A 19,410-nucleotide genomic window follows, 5' to 3' on the forward strand; every position below is an offset into this window, starting at 1 on the left:
AAAAGCGTAATCGCCTGTTTAGCGACGAACAAACTTTTTAAGCTTCCGACGAGATAAAGGAAACACGGCGAGGAACGAGCCGATGTTGACTTATCGTAGGAGGAAGCTGAAAGTTTGCAAGTCGCTAGGCGATGGAGCTGGACCAAAAAAGAACGGGGGATGACATTGGAAAACAAAACTGAAAAGTGGGTTAAAGGTGGAGCCTTTCTAATAGAGGAAATTCGTCCGGAACAAATGTTTACACTTGAGGATTGTACAGACGAGCATAAAATGATTTATAAAACGAGTGAAGATTTCGTCATCAATGAAGTGCTTCCTGAAGTAGAGTATTTAGAAAATCATGAGTTTGATCGGTCAGTAAGGCTATTGAAGCAAGCAGGTGACCTGGGGCTACTCGGAGCGGATGTCCCAGAAGATTATGGTGGATTAGGGCTAGATAAAGTGAGTTCATCCTTGATTTCGGAAGCAATGTCCAGAGTAGGCGGCTTTTCCATATCTCACGGTGCTCATGTTGGAATTGGTTCCCTTCCAATAGTCTTGTTTGGAAATGAAGAACAGAAACAGAAGTATTTGCCCTCACTTGCAACGGGTGAAAAGCTGGCGGCCTATGCTCTGACAGAGCCAGGTTCAGGATCTGATGCACTTGCCGCGAAAACAACAGCTAAACTTAATGATTCAGGAACCCATTATATTTTAAATGGAGAAAAACAGTGGATTACAAATTCTGCGTTTGCTGATGTTTTTATTGTTTATGCGAAAATTGATGGAGAACATTTTACCGCTTTTATCATTGAACGTGATTTTCTGGGCGTATCGACAGGACCAGAAGAAAAGAAAATGGGGATTAAGTCTTCGTCAACTCGTACATTAATATTGGAAGATGCGGAAGTTCCTGTTGAAAACTTACTCGGTGAAAAGGGGAAAGGTCATCGTATCGCTTTTAATATTTTAAACATTGGCAGGTATAAATTGGGAGTGGGCGCTGTTGGCGGTTCTAAGCGAGCTTTGGAAATTACGCTTCAATATGCTAATCAGCGGAAACAATTTAAAACTCCTATTTCCCAATTTAACTTAACGAAAGAAAAATTCGGTACGTTAGGTTCAGAAATCTATGCAGCAGAAAGCTCGGTGTACAGAACAGTAGGCTTATTTGAAGAACGAATGAGCCAGTTAACAAATGAACAAGTGAAAGATGGGACGGAAGTAGCAAACTCGATACGTGAGTATGCAATTGAATGCTCACTAAATAAAGTGTTTGCTTCTGAAGTGCTAGACCATGTAGTCGATGAAGGTGTACAAATTCACGGTGGATATGGATATATGGAAGAATATGAGATTGAAAGGGCCTATCGAGATTCTCGAATTAATCGAATTTTTGAAGGAACGAATGAAATAAATCGTTTGCTTGTACCTGGTACGTTTTTGAAAAAGGCTTTTAAAGGGGAACTTCCTCTTTTGCAAAAAGCACAGGCATTGCAAGAGGAGTTAATGATGATGATGCCAGAAGAACCTGGAAATGAACCTCTAGAGCAGGAAAAATATTTAGTCCGTGGAAGTAAGAAAGTGGCACTTATGATTGCAGGACTTGGAGTACAAAAATTTGGGCATGCCATTGAGAAAGAACAAGAAGTTTTAGCAAAACTGGCTGATATCGTGTCGATGGCGTATGCGATGGAATCAGTTGTTGTTCGTACGGAAAAGGCAATTGCTAAAACGGGAGTAGATCGTCATAAACAGAAGCTTCTATATACGGAAATTTATTGCCAAGATGCCATTGTGAAGGTAGAACAATTGGCTAGGGAATGCTTATCCGCGATTGAAGAGGGAGATACATTCCGCATGATGAACTCTGCTTTACGCAAATTGATTCGTCATACACCTATTAATGTGATCGCGAAAAAACGGAAGGCTGCTGAACGGCTGATTGATGCGGAAAAGTACGTAGTGTAATACCCACGAGGCTCTGTTATGATATTTCCTCCTCGTAAAACGATCCCGAAGTGTCATGAGATCACTCCTCATGGCACTTTCTCGTCGTAAAACAAGTCTAAAGTGTCATGAACCCACTCTCCTTAACCGTTCTTACTATCATTTCCCGCTTAAATTCGGGTATTGGAGAGGTTTTCTCATATGGGAAATGCTATAATGATCTTGTCATAATAGATGGGAGGAATATAGGTGGCTTTACGCTTTTATTGGTACCCGAAATGCGGAACATGCCGCAAAGCTAAAAAGTGGCTGGAGGAACATAACATTCAATTTGATGAGATTCATATTGTTGAAAACCCTCCTACTGCAGGAGAATTAAAAGAACTCTATCACAATAGTGGATTTGAATTAAAGAAGTTTTTTAATACGAGCGGGATGAAGTATCGAGAACTTGGCTTAAAAGATAAAGTAGGGACGGCTTCTGAAGAGGAACTCCTTGAGATTCTTGCGAGCGATGGTATGTTAATAAAACGTCCGATCGTGACAGATGGTAAAAAAGTAACTGTTGGTTTCAAGGAAGCGGATTTTGAACAAGCTTGGTCCAATTAGTTTCATATTATAAAGAGGGATTTCTTGATTTCACTAAGCTCTTTTTGTACATTTGAATTATACTTTCTTGGAGGGATAAAGATGAATACACCAAAAGGATTGCGTTATTCAGAAGAACATGAGTGGGTAAAAGAAGAAGGGGATAAAGTTCGAATCGGCATTACGGATTTTGCTCAATCCGAATTGGGAGATATTGTATTCGTTGAGCTCCCTGATATTGGCGATGAAGTCACAGCTAATGAGCCATTTGGTAGTGTTGAATCTGTTAAAACTGTATCGGAATTATACGCTCCACTAAGTGGAAAAGTTGTCGAAGTAAACGAAGATCTAGATGACAGTCCAGAGTTTGTTAATGAATCACCATATGAAAAAGCATGGATGATCGTTATTGAACCTACTAATCCGAGTGAAATGGACAAGCTCATGTCTGTGGAACAATATGAGCAATTAATAAGTGAAGAATAAAATTCCCAAAAATACACCTTGGCTGTTTGCTAAGGTGTATTTTCTTACTTATTGGTGATAAAATTATCAACAATATACATTTACTATAAAAGGATTTGTTATTATGGACCTTTACTCACAGGAAGATATTTTACATATATTAGAAGAAAAGAAGTCTGCAATACTTTATTTTTATACCCCTCTATGTGGAACTTGCCAAGTAGCAGGACGAATGCTTGATGTAGTTGAACAGATGATTCATGATTGGTCGTTTGGAAAGTCAGATTTAAATTATATGCCGGAAGTTGCTAAGCTATTTTCAATAGAAAGTGTTCCATGTTTGTTGGTGATTAGAGAAGGAATAGTACTGGAGAAAATCTACGCTTTTCAATCTGTACCTTATCTTTATTCAACCATTAAGGCTTTTTCCGAATAAAACAGTTCATTTGTATCAGTTTTGGAAATGAATACTATTGCACAAATCCTCTAGCGATCCCATGTATAGCGCGGTTCATCGCTTGTTTTTCCTAGAAAGCTATGTTTTATAAATAAATGAAATGTGTATATAATAGGGGTCGGATCAAAAATACGGCCTTTATAGAAGGCCCCCAAAATGAAAGGATTGGTTCTTTATTAATCCCCTGAAGATTGAGTACACCAATGGTATGGAAAAGGCGATGCATGCGGCACATGGAGTAGGCTATGAGGTTTATAAACGGCAGCATCAAATCCGTATGACAATCGAGATGAAACGAGAAAAAGAATACTTGCGTTCTCAAAGAGTGGCTTCAGATATCGAACGAAAAATTTATGTATAACATACTTTATAATTAAATAAGAAGTGGAATGAATACTTGATTCATATAGGGCTGGCGTATTTTATACGTTGGCTTTTTTTACATGCGTTTTTTTGATAAAAACAGACTGAAAATCTCTCCTAGTTGATAATAATTTTAAAATGGTTTAAGATGTAAATTGAGTATAAATTGGGAATAACTCATTAAAATAAAAAAATCACAATCTCGATACGGAGGTATGATCATGGCTTCAACGTTGACAATCAAGGATCTTCACGTGGAGATCGAAGGTAAAGAGATATTAAAAGGTGTAAACCTTGAAATAAAAGGTGGAGAAATCCACGCAGTTATGGGTCCGAATGGAACAGGAAAATCGACATTAGCTTCTGCCATTATGGGACATCCAAAATATGAAATTACAAGCGGATCTATCACACTTGATGGCCAAGATGTTTTAGAAATGGAAGTAGATGACCGTGCACGTGCAGGACTTTTCCTTGCAATGCAATATCCAAGCGAAATTACTGGTGTTACGAATGCAGATTTCCTTCGTTCAGCTATTAATGCACGTCGTGAGGAAGGTAAAGAAATTTCATTAATGAAGTTTATTAAAGAATTAGATAACAAAATGGAATTGCTTGAAATGGATCTAGATATGGCTCAACGTTATCTAAATGAAGGATTCTCTGGTGGAGAAAAGAAACGTAACGAAATCCTTCAATTGATGATGATTCAGCCAGCGATTGCTATCCTCGACGAAATCGACTCTGGTCTTGATATTGATGCATTGAAGATTGTTTCTAAAGGAATTAATGAAATGCGCTCTAGTGAATTCGGCTGCATGATTATCACACACTATCAACGTCTTCTTAACTATATAACTCCTGACAAAGTCCATGTTATGATGCAAGGACGGGTTGTAAAATCCGGTGGTCCAGAACTTGCACAAAGACTGGAAGCAGAAGGCTATGACTGGATTAAAGCAGAACTTGGAATTGAAGACGAAACAGTTAGTCAAGAAGCTTAAGTTAGGAGGATCATAATGACTATTGAGACTAAAATGGCAATTGATCAAGAGTATATTCGCTCTTTTTCCTCAGAAAAAGGAGAGCCTGAATGGCTTCGTGATCTTCGTGTTGAAGCGTTCGCTCTTTCTGATGAAAAACCACTGCCAAAACCTGATAAAACAAGGATTTTAAATTGGAATTTCACTGAGTTTACAAAACATTCAGCAGAAGGTTCAGTTTATAACTCCCTTAATGAAATTCCAGAAGCGGCAAAAACAGTTGTCCACGCAGATGAAAGTAATCAAAACCTTTATATCCAGCATAATCAGACAGCTGCCTATTTGACGCTTTCAGATGAACTGAAAAATCAAGGTGTTATCTTTACAGATATATTCACAGCAGCGAAAGAACATGGCGATTTATTGAAAAAATATTTCATGAAAGACGCTGTGAAAGTTGATGAGCATAAATTAACTGCACTTCACGCTGCTTTACTAAATGGAGGAGCTTTCTTATACATTCCAAAAAATGTTGAAGTAAAAGACCCTATCCAATCTGTTTTCATCTTTGATGATAAAGATGCAGCGGTATTTAATCATGTAATCGTTGTAGCAGATGATAATAGTTCAGTCACATATGTTGAGAACTATATAGCTGCAAATGATGAAGTAAAAAGCATTTTTAACATCATTTCAGAAGTGATCGTTGGAAATAATTCAAAAGTAGCTTATGGCGCTGTTGACACGCTTGCACAAGGTGCGACAACTTATGTGAATCGACGCGGTATTACAGGTCGGGACGCCACTCTAGATTGGGCACTTGGTATGATGAACGATGGTGACACTATTTTTGAAAATATTACGAATTTGATTGGTGATGGATCGAACAGTGATGCTAAAACCGTAGTTGTTGGTAGAGGCAAGCAGACCCAAAACTTTACGACAAGCATTGTTCACTTTGGTAAAAATACAGAAGGCTTTATTTTGAAGCATGGTGTTATGAAAGATGCTGCATCATCGATCTTTAATGGAATCGGTAAAATCGAAAAGGGAGCTTCAGGTTCGAATGCTGAACAAGAATCCCGTGTTCTTATGCTTAGTGAGAAAGCACGTGGAGATGCCAACCCTATCCTTTTAATTGATGAAGATGACGTAATGGCAGGACATGCCGCATCTGTTGGCCGGATTGATGAACTGCAACTCTACTATTTAATGAGCCGTGGAATTGCAAGACCAGAAGCACAGCGCCTAATTATTCATGGTTTCTTAGCACCTGTTGTTGAAAAACTTCCAATTGAAGCTGTTAAAAATCAACTTGTCGACATTATCGAAAGGAAAGTTAGATAATGAATGTTTTGGAGGTTCGCAAACAGTTTCCTATTCTAGACCAAGAAGTCAACGGGCATCCGCTTGTCTATCTGGACAGCGCTGCGACCTCTCAAAAGCCTGTGCAGGTAATTGAAACACTAGAACAATATTATCGTGAATATAATTCCAATGTTCATCGCGGTGTCCATACACTTGGAACGAAAGCAACAGACAGGTATGAAGGGGCGCGTGAAAAAGTACGAAAATTCATTAATGCTGCTTCAACGGAGGAAATTATCTTCACAAGGGGAACAACTACTTCCATTAACACAATTGCGGCTAGTTTTGGAAGAGCCAATATTAGTGAAGGTGATGAAATTATCATCACTCATATGGAGCACCACAGTAATATTATACCTTGGCAACAACTTGCTAAGGAAAAAGGGGCAACCCTTAAATATATGCCGCTTCAAGAAAATGGTACAATCAGTCTTGAAGATGCAAGAAATACAATAACGGATAAGACAAAAATTGTATCTATTATGCATGTGTCCAATGTACTCGGTACGATTAATCCGATTAAGGAATTGGCAACACTCGCACATGAAAAAGGTGCAGTCATGGTCGTAGATGGAGCGCAAAGTGTTCCGCATATGAAAGTGGATGTGCGCGATTTAAATTGCGACTTCTATGCCTTTTCAGCTCATAAAATGTGCGGGCCCACTGGGGTCGGAGTCTTATACGGTAAGAAAGAGCATTTAGAAAAAATGGAGCCAGTTGAATTCGGTGGCGAGATGATTGATTTCGTTGGTTTATACGAGTCAACCTGGAAAGAACTTCCATGGAAGTTTGAAGCTGGAACACCGATTATTGCTGGCGCGATTGGCCTAGGTGCGGCGATTGATTTCTTAGAAGAAATCGGCCCTGATCAAATTTTGGAACATGAACATCGACTAGCAGCTTATGCTCTTGAAAAAATGTCCAAGATTGAAGGATTGACCATTTATGGTCCAGAAGAAGCGGAAAAGCGTGCAGGGGTTATTACGTTTAATTTGGATGATGTTCATCCTCATGACGTAGCAACTGTTTTGGATGCGGAAGGAATTGCGGTTCGTGCTGGTCATCATTGTGCTCAGCCTTTAATGAAATGGTTAAATGTTTCAGCAACAGCAAGAGCAAGCTTTTATTTATATAACACCGAACAAGACATTGACAGACTAGCCGACAGTCTTGTCAAAACAAAGGAGTATTTCACGAATGTCTTTTAGTAACCTAGATGCACTCTACCGCCAAGTAATTATGGATCATTATAAAAACCCGCGCAATAAAGGGTCCTTAAGTGATGGAAACCTGACTGTCGATATGAATAACCCGACATGTGGAGACCGGATCCATCTAACCATGAAGGTGGAGGACGGAAAGGTAACAGATGCAAAATTTGATGGCGAAGGTTGCTCTATCTCTATGGCATCTGCTTCAATGATGACACAAACGGTCATTGGAAAAGACGTGGAGACGGCATTTAAACTTTCCCAAATTTTTTCGGAAATGATTCAGGGGAAAGAATATGATGAAGAAGATCTTGATCTAGGCGATATTGAAGCCTTACAAGGAGTCTCCAAGTTTCCCGCTCGAATTAAATGTGCAACACTCGCATGGAAGGCTATGGAAAAGGGAATTAAAGAGCAATAGAAAGAATGGAGGAATGAACAATGGCCAGAAAAGCACCAGAAATTGGCGATTACAAATATGGCTTTAGAGATCGGGATGTCTCCATTTTCCGTTCAGAACGTGGATTGACGAAAGAAATCGTCGAAGAAATCTCGAAAATGAAAGAAGAACCAGAATGGATGCTCGAATTTCGTTTGAAATCTTTAGAGCATTTTTATAAAATGCCAATGCCACAATGGGGTGGAGATTTAAACGGCTTAAATTTTGATGAAATAACTTATTATGTAAAACCATCTGAACAAGCTGGACGTTCATGGGATGAAGTTCCTGAGGAAATCAAACAAACATTTGATAAATTGGGGATTCCAGAGGCAGAACAGAAGTATCTTGCAGGGGTTTCTGCGCAATATGAATCAGAAGTTGTTTATCACAACATGAAAGAAGATCTTGAGGACATGGGGATCGTTTTTAAAGACACTGATTCAGCTTTGAAGGAAAACGAAGATATTTTCCGTAAACACTGGGCTACAGTTATTCCAGCAACAGATAATAAATTTGCAGCGCTAAATTCAGCTGTTTGGTCTGGTGGTTCGTTTATTTATGTGCCTCCAGGCGTGAAAGTGGATACTCCACTTCAAGCTTATTTCCGTATCAACTCTGAAAATATGGGACAGTTTGAACGTACGCTAATCATCGTTGATGAAGGAGCTTCCGTTCATTATGTTGAAGGATGTACAGCACCTGTTTATACAACAAACTCTCTTCATAGTGCGGTTGTTGAAATTATTATTAAAAAAGACGCTTATTGCCGTTATACAACGATTCAAAACTGGGCAAATAACGTTTATAACTTAGTTACTAAACGTGCAGTTTGTGAAGAAAATGCGACTATGGAATGGATTGATGGTAACATCGGTTCTAAATTAACAATGAAATATCCATCTGTTTTATTAAAAGGTGAAGGTGCACGAGGAATGACTCTTTCCATCGCAATGGCTGGAAAAGGTCAACATCAAGATGCTGGTGCCAAAATGATGCATTTAGCGCCAAATACATCTTCCTCGATCGTTTCTAAATCGATTTCCCAACATGGTGGAAAAGTAACGTATCGTGGAATCGTTCATTTTGGCCGTAAAGCTGATGGTGCTCGTTCCAATATCGAATGTGATACAATCATCATGGATAATAAATCTACATCAGATACGATCCCTTATAATGAAATTTATAATGACAATATTTCATTGGAACACGAAGCAAAAGTTTCTAAAGTTTCTGAGGAGCAGCTTTTTTACTTAATGAGCCGTGGAATCAGCGAACAGGAAGCTACTGAAATGATCGTTATGGGCTTCATCGAGCCATTTACAAAAGAACTACCGATGGAGTATGCCGTTGAAATGAACCGTCTTATCAAGTTTGAGATGGAAGGTTCTATCGGTTAATAATATAGACTATGTCAAAATTTGCCCGTCCAGTTATGCTGGGCGGGCTCTTTCCATTTTTAAAGTTCTATCTCTTCAATTTCTTTAATAGATTTGATAAAGTTTTGAGTATCACTGATTGTCTAATCGTTAGGAAGTGTACTATTGAAAGAAACGATATATATATACCATACAAATGACTTTCACAGCCATTTTGAAAATTGGCCCAAAATCGAGGCCTTTTTAAAAGAGAAAAAGTCTTACCATGAAGCTGCTAAGGAAGATGTTTTTATTTTTGATTGCGGTGATTTTACTGATCGTTTTCATCCATTTACTGAGGGAACAATGGGGAAGGGAAATACGAAACTGTTAAATGAAACGGGGTATACGGCTGCAACGATTGGAAATAACGAAGGAATTACACTTCCACATGAAGATCTAGCAGTTCTTTATGAAGATGCGCAATTTGATCTAATCGTCGCAAATCTATATACATTAGAAAACGAACATCCTAACTGGCTGCAACCGTACAAAATATATGAAACGAAACTGGGAACAAGAATAGGGGTTACAGCTGTTACGACCTACTATCAGAAATTATATGAACTGCTCGGTTGGCATGTAAGTGAGCCTTTTACGGAACTTGAAATTCAACTGAATAGGATGAAAGAGCAAGTTGATATGATCATTGTTCTTTCTCATTTAGGTATTCATGAAGATGAAAAAATGACGAAGCTTTTCCCACAAATTGATTTAATTATTGGAGCTCATACCCATCATTTTTTTCCAGAAGGTAAGAAATTAGGCAAGACGATGATGGCAGCAGCAGGGAAGTATGGGCAATTGATCGGACAAGTTCAGGTGGAAATCCATCAAAGGAAAGTGAGTCATATCCAACCAAGCTTAGTACAAACGAGCGATTTGCCTTATCTTCCTAATGAGGCAGCCCGTGTGCATCACTTTAAGAAGACTGGGAAGGAACAACTAAATACTAAGATTGCAGAAATTAACAAAGTCTTAAGTTATTCTTGGGAGAAGCCTTCAGAGCTTTCTCAACTGCTTTGTGATGCTGTACATGAATGGTCGAATGCAGAATGTACGATCATTAATTCTGGTCTGGTACTCTCAGAACTTCAAGCAGGGAGGGTGACGAAATATGATTTGCATAAAATGCTGCCTCATCCAATCAATCCTTGTATGGTCGAATTATCTGGTGCCGAATTAAAAGAAATTATTCTTCACGCTACAGAAGATGGTTGGTCAGACTTTGCCGTTAAAGGACTTGGTTTTAGAGGAAAAGTAATGGGGATATTCGTTTTTCGAGGGATTGAACTCGATAAAGCCCAACTGCAAGTAAAAATAAATGGTCAACTGCTTGATCCAGAGCGCCTCTATAAATTAGGGACAGTTGACATGTTTACATTCGGAAAATTTTTTCCTGAAATACAACGTTCCCCGAAAAAACAATATTTCATGCCAGAATTTCTTCGCGATATTATGGAGTGGAAATTAAAGCAAGTTTACCTTAGTTAAGTCAACTAATCCAACGCCTTCACATACATATAAAGAAGGGGAAGGAGTGGTTATTGTGGTATCAATTGAACCCTTGTTTATAGAGGGAAAAACCTTTATTGCCACATCGGTTTTATTGCCCAAAACGACATTGCTTACCATTTCTAATGATAAAGGCTATATCATGTGCGGTGCACTTGATGTTGCACTTTTAAACAATAAGCTAGGAGATCGAAAAATCATTGCTGGGCGGGCAGTCGGGGTAAAGACGATTGAGCAATTATTAGAAGCACCGCTAGAGTCAGTGACAGTTGAGGCAGAAAAAAAGGGCATAACAGCGGGAATGATCGGCAAGGACGCTTTGTTAAAAATGATATAGAAGGAAATCGTACTGGCAAAAAAATTTGCCCTAACTCCCCTTATCAATGCATATATTGTCATTGAGGGGGGATTTTTTTGGCTAGATTCCGTGCGAGAAATTATCGGCGTGGCCCGTTGCCGTTTCGATACGTTTTATTGTTATCATTTGTATTTTTTATCCTATCTACTTCATTGGGACTTTGGATTGTGAATGCAGGTATAAAGCCTACATTAATAAGATATGCAGAGTCCCAGACAAGAAAAGTTGCACCAATGGCTGTCAATAAAGCCATTAAAGACGTGATCCCCGAAGCAAAAGATTTATCGGAGGTTACTCAGCAGGTTCCGAATGGAGTTGGAGGGACATCAGTCCAATTTCGAACAGATGTTATTAATGAAATTACAGCAGATTTAAATAGATCCATCCAGTTAAGCCTGAAGCAGGCAGAACAAGGGAATTTAGAGTTACTTGAGGAAGAAACAGGGGTTGAGATAGATTATGAAAAATCAAGTGAAGGTGAAGGTATTGTCTATTCTTTTCCATTAGGGCAAGCGACTAATAATGCACTTCTCGGAAATCTCGGTCCTAGAATTCCAATAAAATTTACTGCGATCGGTAGTGTTGAAACAGATGTAGAAACTAAAATTGAGCATTACCCAATTAATAATGCTTTTATCTCTGTCGTTATCCATGTAAAAGTAAATGTACAAATCATCATCCCTTTTGCGACTGAAATGGCTGTCGTAGAGCAAAATGTTCCAATTGCGATTGGTTATTACCACGGAGATGTGCCACAGTTTTATAATGGGCAGGGGAGTACTAGTCCATCTATTCAATTGCCTACAAATCCATAACCTTGGTAAACTTGTTATTTTGAAATTATAGTGATATAATAACAACATCAATTGAATATATAACCTTATCAATATCGGATGAGGTAGAGGTGCAAAAAAAATCAGTAACATGTGTAAGGATGACAACGATGATCACATGTGAAAGGTTTTTTTGCCGAAGCTGAAGTTGCGTCAATCAATTTCATGCTGGTGTTGCTTTGAAGAAGAGTAACACTCTCATTTTTGCAGTTTTTTTGCAAAAAATGGGGAGCTACAGATCACGATGGAGATACCTTTACAAGAGTAATGGTAGTCCTCTATCATTGCTCTTTTTGTTTTGTCAAAAATGACTGCACTTGGACGGGGGCTCCCAAGAAAGTTTTGAAAAATATGAGCGAGAATCGTGATAAATGAGCGAGAATCATGATATATGAGCAAGAATCATGATATATGAGCAAGAATCGTGATATATGAGCGAGAATCGTGATAAATGAGCGCGAATCGCGATAAATGAGCGAGAATCGCGATAAATGAGCAAGAATCGTGATAAATGAGCGAGGATCGTGATATATGAGCGCGAATCGCGATATATGAGCAAGGATCGTGATATATGAGCAAGGATCGTGATATATGAGCGAGAATCGTGATATATGAGCAAGAATCGTGATATATGAGCAAGAATCGTGATAAATGAGCGAGAATCGTGATATATGAGCAAGAATCGTGATAAATGAGCGAGGATCGCGATATATGAGTAAGGATCGTGATATATGAGCAAGAATCGTGATAAATGAGCGAGGATCGCGCTATATGAGCGCGAATCGCGATGTATGAGCAAGAATCGCGCTATATGAGCGAGAATCGTGATAAATGAGCGCGAATCGCGATAAATGAGCGAACTTCGAAATGTACGCCCGAAATTTCGAAATCCTAAGTATATGCTTAAAATTAGGAAAAGACTTTTCAAAAGGAGAATTATTATGGAGCATTCAATTTTATCTATTCTGCCGCCGATTCTGGCGATTGTGATGGTTATTCTAACAAAAAGAGTCCTCTTATCACTCGGAACGGGGGTTGTTGCATCAGCATTACTATTAGCAAAGGGACAACCTATTGAGACATTAGCGATTTTATGGGAAGCGATCAAGGGAATTGTAATTGATGACGGTAGCCTAAATACGTGGAACCTTTATATTGTTCTTTTCCTGTTTTTATTAGGTGCTATTACTTCTTTAATTAATATGGCTGGAGGAAGTAGAGCATTCGGTGAATGGGCAATGACGAAGGTTAAAAGTAGAGCAGGGGCACAATTACTGGCAGTTGCTTTAGGAATCATTATTTTTATTGATGATTATTTTAATGCATTAGCTGTTGGCCAAGTGGCAAGACCGATAACAGATCGACATAGAGTATCGCGAGCCAAGCTAGCCTATATTATTGATTCAACATCTGCACCTATATGTGTTATTTCTCCGATATCGAGCTGGGGAGCTTATATTATTGGAATTGTAGGGCTCGTTTTGATCAATCACGGTTTAACCGATATTTCCCCATTTACAGCATTTATGGAAATGATTCCAATGAACCTATATGTGTGGACAACACTTGCTTTTGTTATAATCATTTCATTTCGTAAAGTTGATTTTGGTTCTATGAAAAAGCATGAGGATCGAACAATCGAAACGGGTGTACCTTATGATCCTAATAAAGTCATTCCGGGTGAAGTAAAAGAAAACTTACCTGTTAGTGAAAGTGGGACAGTTGGCGATTTATTATGGCCTATTGTTGCATTATTCGTTGGGACAATTGGTGCGATCATTATTAGTGGTGTAAATGCGACGAAAGGGAAAGCAACAATCATGGATATCTTTGGAAATGCAGATGTTGCACTTTCATTGATTATTGGTGGTTTTATTGCGCTCGCAGTAGCTGCAAGTTTATTCCTTGTTCAAGCAAAAAAATCTAAATTACTAAAAGGAACTTTATTTTTTAAAGGGTTAAAAGTTGGAGTTCAATCCATGTTGCCAGCTGTATTAATTTTGTTGTTTGCATGGACAATTATTACTCTTATTGATCAATTAGGAACGGGGATTTATCTCGGCAATGTGGTGGAACAATCGAATTTAAATCCAGCTTTTCTGCCGGTTATCTTATTTTTAGGTGCAGCGGGTATGGCTTTTGCTACTGGAACCTCTTGGGGATCGTTTGGAATTTTATTACCGATCGCTGGCCAAATCATTTCGGCAACCGATATATCGTTACTTTTACCAGGGCTTGCTGCAGTTTTAGCAGGTGCCGTGATGGGGGATCATTGTTCTCCAATTTCAGATACGACGATTTTGTCTTCAACTGGTGCAGGCTGTAACCATATGGACCATGTTATGACTCAGCTTCCTTATGCACTGATGGCAGGATTGTTCTCAGCGATCGGTTATCTCATTATGGGAATAACAAGCTCGGTAATCTTTGGCTTACTAACAATTGCACTTTTATTAATACTCTTTTTTACCTGGCTTGAGCTTCGCAATAAGGCTGTAGTGAAAAATCAAGAGGAGTTTCGGTGATTTTCCCGGAACTCCTCTATTTCTTTTGGGACCTTTCCCATAACCTTAAATGAGGATAAGGATCAAATGACCACTCATTTAAGCCATTATCTTTATACATTCCGAAGTGTAAATGTGGAGGGAATTTTCCTGCTGTTCCAGGTGGCCCATAGCCAGAGCTACCCACACTACCGATGATCATTCCAGGCTCTACAACATCTCCAATTTTTAAGCCTTTCGCGAAACCGTTTAAGTGGGCGTAATAATGATACGTATTGTTTAAATCGCGAATACCGATTCTCCAACCGCCATATTTATTCCATCCTTTTAACTCGACAACTCCATAAGCGACTGCTCTTACTGGTGTTCCATAGTTTGCAAAAATATCTGTACCCTCATGAATTCGCCTTCCGCCCCATCCCCTGCGATCTCCCCAAGTATTTTTGTAGGAGTAATTATACCCTTTCGGAATGGGAAAAGCCTTTTCAGATAAATCAATACGTTTAAAAGTACGGTATACTTTAGCATTGCCCATAATGGAGCGTACAGATTGATCTCGTTGATAATAATCCCAAAGCGCTAATCTAAAACTTTGATCATCCATCCCGTATTTAGAAAGATACTGGGCTAGAAGAAACAGAAGATCCTCATTATTTGTACGATCCGCCTTCCCATCTCCGTTTCCGTCTACTCCAATTCCTCCAAAAAGCTCAATCGTCATAGGATTGATATCTTCGAGAGTAGAGTTAAGTGCTCCTGACCAAATTTCAGGTGGTATATAATAACCTGTAATCGCAGGTGGGTCAGGCAAGTCTTTCCTTACATCCCGAATACTGCGCTCAAACTGATCAATAGCCGCCAAATAATACCATGGTACTTGGGTAGTCGCCTCTGTCTTTTTATAGAGATCCATTCTTTTTTCAAAAATTTCATCCTGTGTTAATTCCTTTGCGCTCGCTTTTCCTACACCGAATAAAATAAAAAAGATGACCAGGGGTATAACTTTTTTCATCGTGACTTACCTCGTTTCATTAGATGCTTGGTCTTATGGTGAAGACCAAGCATCACCTTTTTATTTCTGTTTTTCATCAAATTGTTGGCGGTATTTTGTTCGATCGATATTATCGTTAGGTCCCCCAAATGTTTCACCGTTGGGATTTTCACCATCATTTAGTTTTCTTCCTTGCGGTGAACGTTCGAGCATCCGATTTACTACATTTTTGACAGATTCGTCTTTATTAGCTGAATCTGCATTCATGGAACCGATATTTTCAACATCTTGTCTTAAAGCTGTATCATCCGTTATATAAACGTGATACCAACGGGGAACAACATTTAGCGCTGATTTTTTAACTTGATCAGCCGTTTCAAAACGACCTTTCTCATCGTTTTGATCAGTTGTGTAGGCAACTAACACTTCTTGGTCGGTTACAATGACACTTGCATCATTTACATTCGGAAGTGCAACAAGGATTTGACTAAGGGCAAGAGCAGCTTTTTCCCTATTCATCCAACTTACTTGTGTTTCTCCCGAATCATTACCAGGGACAGGACTTTTAACTTGGCGGACATACCCAAACTGATCATCATCTTTATGATCATTATAATTATCAGCTTGTTCGTTGATGTTAATGGAGTTACCATCCTTTGGATAGATCCCTCTATTCTCATCAGCATTATTCACACCGCAAGCCGAAAGTGTTACGATAGTAGTTAATAAAACAGCCCATCTAAATTTCATTCATACACCCCCTCTTTTGTTAGCGTGTGCAGTTATATATAATTTTTTCTTAGTAATTGTTGGGGATTAAGCTATAATCTATATAGGAATTGAAAAAAGTGGAGGGAAGTTCGTGATTATTATTAGCAATCGAAAGTACGAATTAGTAAACGACTTTCGCAATGGCTTTAATGAGGAAGCATTTCGAAACCGTTTTAGCGATATATTAACAAAATATGACTTTATCGTCGGAGATTGGGGATACGGTCAACTACGGCTTAAAGGATTTTTCTCCGATCACCACAAAGCCCCAGAAGAATCCAAAATTGAGTCCCTATATGAATATCTGTACGAATATTGTAATTTCGGCTGTGCTTACTTTGTTTTAAAAAGAGTGGACAAATAAAAAAGCGGAAGGCAGCGTTTAGCGACGTACGAACTTTTTAAGCTTCTGACGAGATAAAGGAAACACGGCGAAGAATGAGCCGATGTTGACTTATCGTAGGAAGAAGCTGAAAGTTCGCTAGTCGCTGCTGCCTGAAGCTAGCCATAAAAAAGCGGAAGGCAGCGTTTAGCGACGTACGAACTTTGTTATAAGGATGAACGGCTAAAAACGCGCCGTCCTGGCGCAACGCCGTTCTGACCAACATCCTGTTGGCCTGAGATAAAGGAAACACGGCGAAGAATGAGCCGATGTTGACTTATCGTAGGAAGAAGCTGAAAGTTCGCTAGTCGCTGCTGCCTGAAGCTGGCCATAAAAAAGCGGAAGTCAGCGTTTAGCGACGTACGAACTTTTGTTATAAGGATGAACGGCTAAAAACGCGCCGTCCTGGCGCAACGCCGTTCTGACCAACATCCTGTTGGCCTGATAAAAAGCATGGCAATCTTGCCATGCTTTTAGCTATCTTCATAAGGAGTTTGTGTATCTTTCTTAGGATCATCATGGGTAGGATGGGCACCTGGAAACTGACGGGGAATATTTTGATGCATCGATTTAAATTCATAATTAAATGCACTATATTTACGTTGCCCCTCTTTCCAAGGTGTTGATTTATTTTCTACGGGTGTATTTTTTCCTCGAGCTGATCCAAAAGCTCCTTCGGGAAATTCTTCGGCCGTTAAGTAATTTTTTTGAGTCTCCACATTGGAAACATCTGTATAAGGAATTCCAGTTACATCATCTTTTTCACGAGCCATTTAAACCATCTCCTTTTAGTTTAGAGTTCCCAAATGGAAAGTACTCATGCGGGAATTGGACGGTTTCTCATCTATTCTGATAAAATAAGACATGATGAAGTGAGGAGGGATCTTATGTATTTTGTTGATCGAGATAAGCTCGAAATAAAGCTCGCTTTTATGGAAAAACAACTTCAACTTTTGAAAACAAATAAAGACTGGGATTCAGCTATCGAGCAGGCTGCTTTTGAACGGGTAGCCCACACTGTAATTGAAGCTGTTTTGGACACAGGAAATGCGATGATCGATGGGTTTATTATGAGAGACCCTGGCAGTTACGAAGATATAGTGGATATTCTTACTGATGAAAAGGTAATTGATCTAGAGTTATCCGATACATTGAAAAAAGTAATTTTTTATCGAAAAATGCTTGTTCAACAATATGAGGCTGTCAATCATCGTGAGATTTTAGATGTATTTACAGAGGAACTGCCTCTATTAGAAACATTTCCTCATAAAGTAAGGGATTATTTAATAAATGAATTAGGTCCAATCTCTGCTTTTGGGAAGTAAACAGTATAAAGGAGTACATAAATTGAAAAATTATCAAGGTTATCTGATTGATCTCGATGGTACGATGTATCGAGGAACGGAAAAAATCGAAGAAGCATTAACATTTGTAGAACGATTAAAAAGGAAAAACATCCCTTATTTATTTGTGACGAATAATTCATCAAAGCGCCCAGAACAATTTGCCGAGCATTTACAAAGCTTTGGTCTAGAAACAAAGGCTGAAGAGGTTTTTACAACATCGATGGCAACAGCCAATTTTTTAGTTGAAAAACAGCCAGGAGCAAGTGTGTATGTAATTGGGGGAGAGGGAGTTCGTTCAGCCCTTTCAGAAAAAGGCTTCACAATAGTCGATGAAGAAAAAGCGGATGCGGTTGTCATCGGACTTGATCGAGAAATTAATTACGAGAAATTAGCGAAAGCTTGCTTGGCAGTAAGGAATGGAGCAACTTTTATTTCTACCAATGGCGATATCGCTTTGCCTTCTGAAAGAGGATTACTCCCAGGAAATGGCTCTCTCACATCGGTTATCTCTGTATCCACTCAAGTGGAACCAATTTTTATAGGAAAACCACATTCGATTATTGTGGAACAAGCCTTGGCAGAGCTCGGGACATCTAAGGCGGAAACATTAATGGTTGGAGATAATTACGACACAGATATTATGGCGGGAATTAATGCTGGTCTAGATACATTGCTCGTTCATACGGGTGTTACGACGAAAGAAATATTAAGTTTAAAAGAAGTACAGCCAACTTATGTATTGGATACATTGGCGGATTGGGATGTGTGAAGGTAAGGGCTATCTCTGAAAGGGGGTAGCTCTTTTTATTGGGCTTCAAAGGGGAGGGGATTCATCCATCTTAATGGAGGGAAATACCAATTAACCGTCGAATAGACCGCCCCAATTCATCCGAAGAAAAGGAAATACACGTCAAAGGTCGAAAAGATCGCCCCAATTCGCCTGAAGAAAAGGAAATACACTTCAAAGGTCGAAAAGATCGCCCCAATTCGCCCGAAGAAAAGGAAATACACGTCAACGGTCGAAAAGATCGCCCCAATTCATCCGAAGAAAAGGAAATACACGTCAAAGGTCGAATAGACCGCCCCAATTCATCCGAAGAAAAGGAAATACTCGTCAATGGTCGAATAGATCGCCCCAATTCACCCGAAGAAAAGGAAATACCGATCAACGGTCGAATAGACCGCCCCAATTCACCCGAAGAAAAGGAAATACACGTCAAAGGTCGAATAGACCGCCCCAATTCACCCAAAGAAAAGGAAATACACGTCAACGGTCGAATAGACCGCCCCAATTCACCCGAAGAAAAGGAAATACACGTCAACGGTCGAATAGATCGCCCCAATTCACCCGAAGAAAAGGAAATACTCGTCAACGGTCGAATAGATCGCCCCAATTCACCCGAAGAAAAGGAAATACACGTCAATGGTCGAATAGATCGCCCCAATTCGCCCGAAGAAAAGGAAATACTCGTCAACGGTCGAATAGACC

At 39.2% G+C, this 19,410-nt stretch carries 20 protein-coding genes and 1 riboswitch; of the genes, 17 read left to right on the plus strand and 3 right to left on the minus strand.

Annotated elements, in window-relative coordinates; all coding sequences use genetic code 11:
• The first annotated feature begins 159 nt into the window (after nt 1-159).
• The 14 genes from BN1243_RS18580 to BN1243_RS18640 all read left to right on the plus strand — a co-directional run bounded on the left by BN1243_RS18580 (nt 160) and on the right by BN1243_RS18640 (nt 14,452).
• Nucleotides 160-1,950, plus strand: a complete 1,791-nt coding sequence (locus BN1243_RS18580; RefSeq protein ID WP_062110777.1) for an acyl-CoA dehydrogenase family protein — start codon at nt 160-162, stop codon at nt 1,948-1,950.
• Nucleotides 1,951-2,178: 228 nt separating this feature from the next.
• A complete protein-coding gene (locus BN1243_RS18585; protein WP_062109352.1) occupies nt 2,179-2,538 on the plus strand; it encodes an arsenate reductase family protein in 360 nt (119 codons plus the stop codon).
• An 81-nt stretch (nt 2,539-2,619) separates the two neighbouring features.
• Nucleotides 2,620-3,003 carry a glycine cleavage system protein GcvH gene (gcvH, locus tag BN1243_RS18590; RefSeq protein WP_062109353.1) on the plus strand — a complete coding sequence of 128 codons (384 nt, stop codon included), beginning with the start codon at nt 2,620-2,622 and terminating at the stop codon, nt 3,001-3,003.
• Nucleotides 3,004-3,106: 103 nt separating this feature from the next.
• The gene (locus tag BN1243_RS18595) at nt 3,107-3,418 is read left to right on the plus strand and encodes a thioredoxin family protein (RefSeq protein ID WP_062109355.1); all 312 of its coding nucleotides are present in this window, start codon (nt 3,107-3,109) and stop codon (nt 3,416-3,418) included.
• A gap of 229 nt (nt 3,419-3,647) precedes the next feature.
• Nucleotides 3,648-3,800, plus strand: a complete 153-nt coding sequence (locus BN1243_RS22395; RefSeq protein WP_195892135.1) for a YuzK family famiily protein — start codon at nt 3,648-3,650, stop codon at nt 3,798-3,800.
• A 220-nt stretch (nt 3,801-4,020) separates the two neighbouring features.
• Nucleotides 4,021-4,806, plus strand: a complete 786-nt coding sequence (gene sufC / locus BN1243_RS18600) for a Fe-S cluster assembly ATPase SufC (protein ID WP_154669965.1) — start codon at nt 4,021-4,023, stop codon at nt 4,804-4,806.
• Between the two features lie 15 nt (nt 4,807-4,821).
• Nucleotides 4,822-6,132 (plus strand): Fe-S cluster assembly protein SufD, encoded by a 1,311-nt coding sequence (gene sufD / locus BN1243_RS18605; RefSeq protein ID WP_062109359.1) that lies wholly within the window; start codon nt 4,822-4,824, stop codon nt 6,130-6,132.
• Nucleotides 6,132-7,361, plus strand: coding sequence for a cysteine desulfurase (locus BN1243_RS18610; protein WP_062109361.1), 1,230 nt, complete (start codon nt 6,132-6,134; stop codon nt 7,359-7,361). Before sufD ends, BN1243_RS18610 begins: the two co-directional genes overlap by 1 nt.
• The gene (gene sufU, locus BN1243_RS18615) at nt 7,351-7,785 is read left to right on the plus strand and encodes a Fe-S cluster assembly sulfur transfer protein SufU (protein WP_062109363.1); all 435 of its coding nucleotides are present in this window, start codon (nt 7,351-7,353) and stop codon (nt 7,783-7,785) included. Before BN1243_RS18610 ends, sufU begins: the two co-directional genes overlap by 11 nt.
• Before the next feature lie 20 nt (nt 7,786-7,805).
• Nucleotides 7,806-9,203: a Fe-S cluster assembly protein SufB gene (gene sufB / locus BN1243_RS18620; RefSeq protein WP_062109365.1), complete on the plus strand. Its 1,398-nt coding sequence runs from the start codon at nt 7,806-7,808 to the stop codon at nt 9,201-9,203.
• A 144-nt stretch (nt 9,204-9,347) separates the two neighbouring features.
• Nucleotides 9,348-10,715: a bifunctional metallophosphatase/5'-nucleotidase gene (locus tag BN1243_RS18625; protein ID WP_062109368.1), complete on the plus strand. Its 1,368-nt coding sequence runs from the start codon at nt 9,348-9,350 to the stop codon at nt 10,713-10,715.
• Between the two features lie 55 nt (nt 10,716-10,770).
• Complete coding sequence (locus BN1243_RS18630) at nt 10,771-11,073, plus strand: YunC family protein (RefSeq protein WP_062109370.1); 303 nt, start codon at nt 10,771-10,773, stop codon at nt 11,071-11,073.
• Between the two features lie 77 nt (nt 11,074-11,150).
• Complete coding sequence (gene yunB, locus BN1243_RS18635; RefSeq protein ID WP_062109372.1) at nt 11,151-11,909, plus strand: sporulation protein YunB; 759 nt, start codon at nt 11,151-11,153, stop codon at nt 11,907-11,909.
• Nucleotides 11,910-11,985: 76 nt separating this feature from the next.
• Nucleotides 11,986-12,170: riboswitch (Lysine riboswitch) on the plus strand.
• Nucleotides 12,171-12,868: 698 nt separating this feature from the next.
• A complete protein-coding gene (locus tag BN1243_RS18640; protein ID WP_062109374.1) occupies nt 12,869-14,452 on the plus strand; it encodes a Na+/H+ antiporter NhaC family protein in 1,584 nt (527 codons plus the stop codon).
• A gap of 16 nt (nt 14,453-14,468) precedes the next feature.
• Here BN1243_RS18640 and BN1243_RS18645 read toward each other — a convergent pair whose 3' ends face one another.
• A complete protein-coding gene (locus BN1243_RS18645; RefSeq protein ID WP_062109376.1) occupies nt 14,469-15,443 on the minus strand; it encodes a M23 family metallopeptidase in 975 nt (324 codons plus the stop codon).
• A 60-nt stretch (nt 15,444-15,503) separates the two neighbouring features.
• Nucleotides 15,504-16,172 carry a YhcN/YlaJ family sporulation lipoprotein gene (locus BN1243_RS18650; RefSeq protein WP_062109377.1) on the minus strand — a complete coding sequence of 223 codons (669 nt, stop codon included), beginning with the start codon at nt 16,170-16,172 and terminating at the stop codon, nt 15,504-15,506.
• A gap of 112 nt (nt 16,173-16,284) precedes the next feature.
• Between BN1243_RS18650 and BN1243_RS18655 the strand changes: the two genes are divergently transcribed.
• Entirely contained in the window at nt 16,285-16,557 is a 273-nt protein-coding gene (locus BN1243_RS18655; RefSeq protein WP_062109380.1) for a YutD family protein, read from the plus strand.
• Nucleotides 16,558-17,048: 491 nt separating this feature from the next.
• Here BN1243_RS18655 and BN1243_RS18660 read toward each other — a convergent pair whose 3' ends face one another.
• Nucleotides 17,049-17,348 (minus strand): hypothetical protein, encoded by a 300-nt coding sequence (locus BN1243_RS18660; RefSeq protein WP_062109381.1) that lies wholly within the window; start codon nt 17,346-17,348, stop codon nt 17,049-17,051.
• Nucleotides 17,349-17,462: 114 nt separating this feature from the next.
• On the opposite strand from BN1243_RS18660, the gene BN1243_RS18665 reads away from it, so the two are divergent.
• Complete coding sequence (locus BN1243_RS18665) at nt 17,463-17,900, plus strand: DUF86 domain-containing protein (protein ID WP_062109383.1); 438 nt, start codon at nt 17,463-17,465, stop codon at nt 17,898-17,900.
• A 22-nt stretch (nt 17,901-17,922) separates the two neighbouring features.
• A complete protein-coding gene (locus tag BN1243_RS18670; RefSeq protein WP_062109385.1) occupies nt 17,923-18,690 on the plus strand; it encodes a TIGR01457 family HAD-type hydrolase in 768 nt (255 codons plus the stop codon).
• The last annotated feature ends 720 nt before the right edge of the window (nt 18,691-19,410 follow it).

Source organism: Bacillus niameyensis (genome assembly GCF_001375535.1).
Lineage (GTDB): Bacteria > Bacillota > Bacilli > Bacillales > Bacillaceae_C > Lederbergia > Lederbergia niameyensis.

What these genes read in the sequence shown, in the direction of transcription:
- BN1243_RS18580 (WP_062110777.1), top strand. Translation starts at nt 160, where the DNA reads ATGACATTGGAAAACAAAACTGAAAAGTGGGTTAAAGGTGGAGCCTTT.
- gcvH (WP_062109353.1), top strand. Translation starts at nt 2,620, where the DNA reads ATGAATACACCAAAAGGATTGCGTTATTCAGAAGAACATGAGTGGGTA.
- BN1243_RS18595 (WP_062109355.1), top strand. Translation starts at nt 3,107, where the DNA reads ATGGACCTTTACTCACAGGAAGATATTTTACATATATTAGAAGAAAAG.
- BN1243_RS22395 (WP_195892135.1), top strand. Translation starts at nt 3,648, where the DNA reads ATGGAAAAGGCGATGCATGCGGCACATGGAGTAGGCTATGAGGTTTAT.
- sufD (WP_062109359.1), top strand. Translation starts at nt 4,822, where the DNA reads ATGACTATTGAGACTAAAATGGCAATTGATCAAGAGTATATTCGCTCT.
- BN1243_RS18610 (WP_062109361.1), top strand. Translation starts at nt 6,132, where the DNA reads ATGAATGTTTTGGAGGTTCGCAAACAGTTTCCTATTCTAGACCAAGAA.
- sufU (WP_062109363.1), top strand. Translation starts at nt 7,351, where the DNA reads ATGTCTTTTAGTAACCTAGATGCACTCTACCGCCAAGTAATTATGGAT.
- sufB (WP_062109365.1), top strand. Translation starts at nt 7,806, where the DNA reads ATGGCCAGAAAAGCACCAGAAATTGGCGATTACAAATATGGCTTTAGA.
- BN1243_RS18640 (WP_062109374.1), top strand. Translation starts at nt 12,869, where the DNA reads ATGGAGCATTCAATTTTATCTATTCTGCCGCCGATTCTGGCGATTGTG.
- BN1243_RS18645 (WP_062109376.1), bottom strand. Translation starts at nt 15,443, where the DNA reads ATGAAAAAAGTTATACCCCTGGTCATCTTTTTTATTTTATTCGGTGTA.
- BN1243_RS18650 (WP_062109377.1), bottom strand. Translation starts at nt 16,172, where the DNA reads ATGAAATTTAGATGGGCTGTTTTATTAACTACTATCGTAACACTTTCG.
- BN1243_RS18660 (WP_062109381.1), bottom strand. Translation starts at nt 17,348, where the DNA reads ATGGCTCGTGAAAAAGATGATGTAACTGGAATTCCTTATACAGATGTT.
- BN1243_RS18665 (WP_062109383.1), top strand. Translation starts at nt 17,463, where the DNA reads ATGTATTTTGTTGATCGAGATAAGCTCGAAATAAAGCTCGCTTTTATG.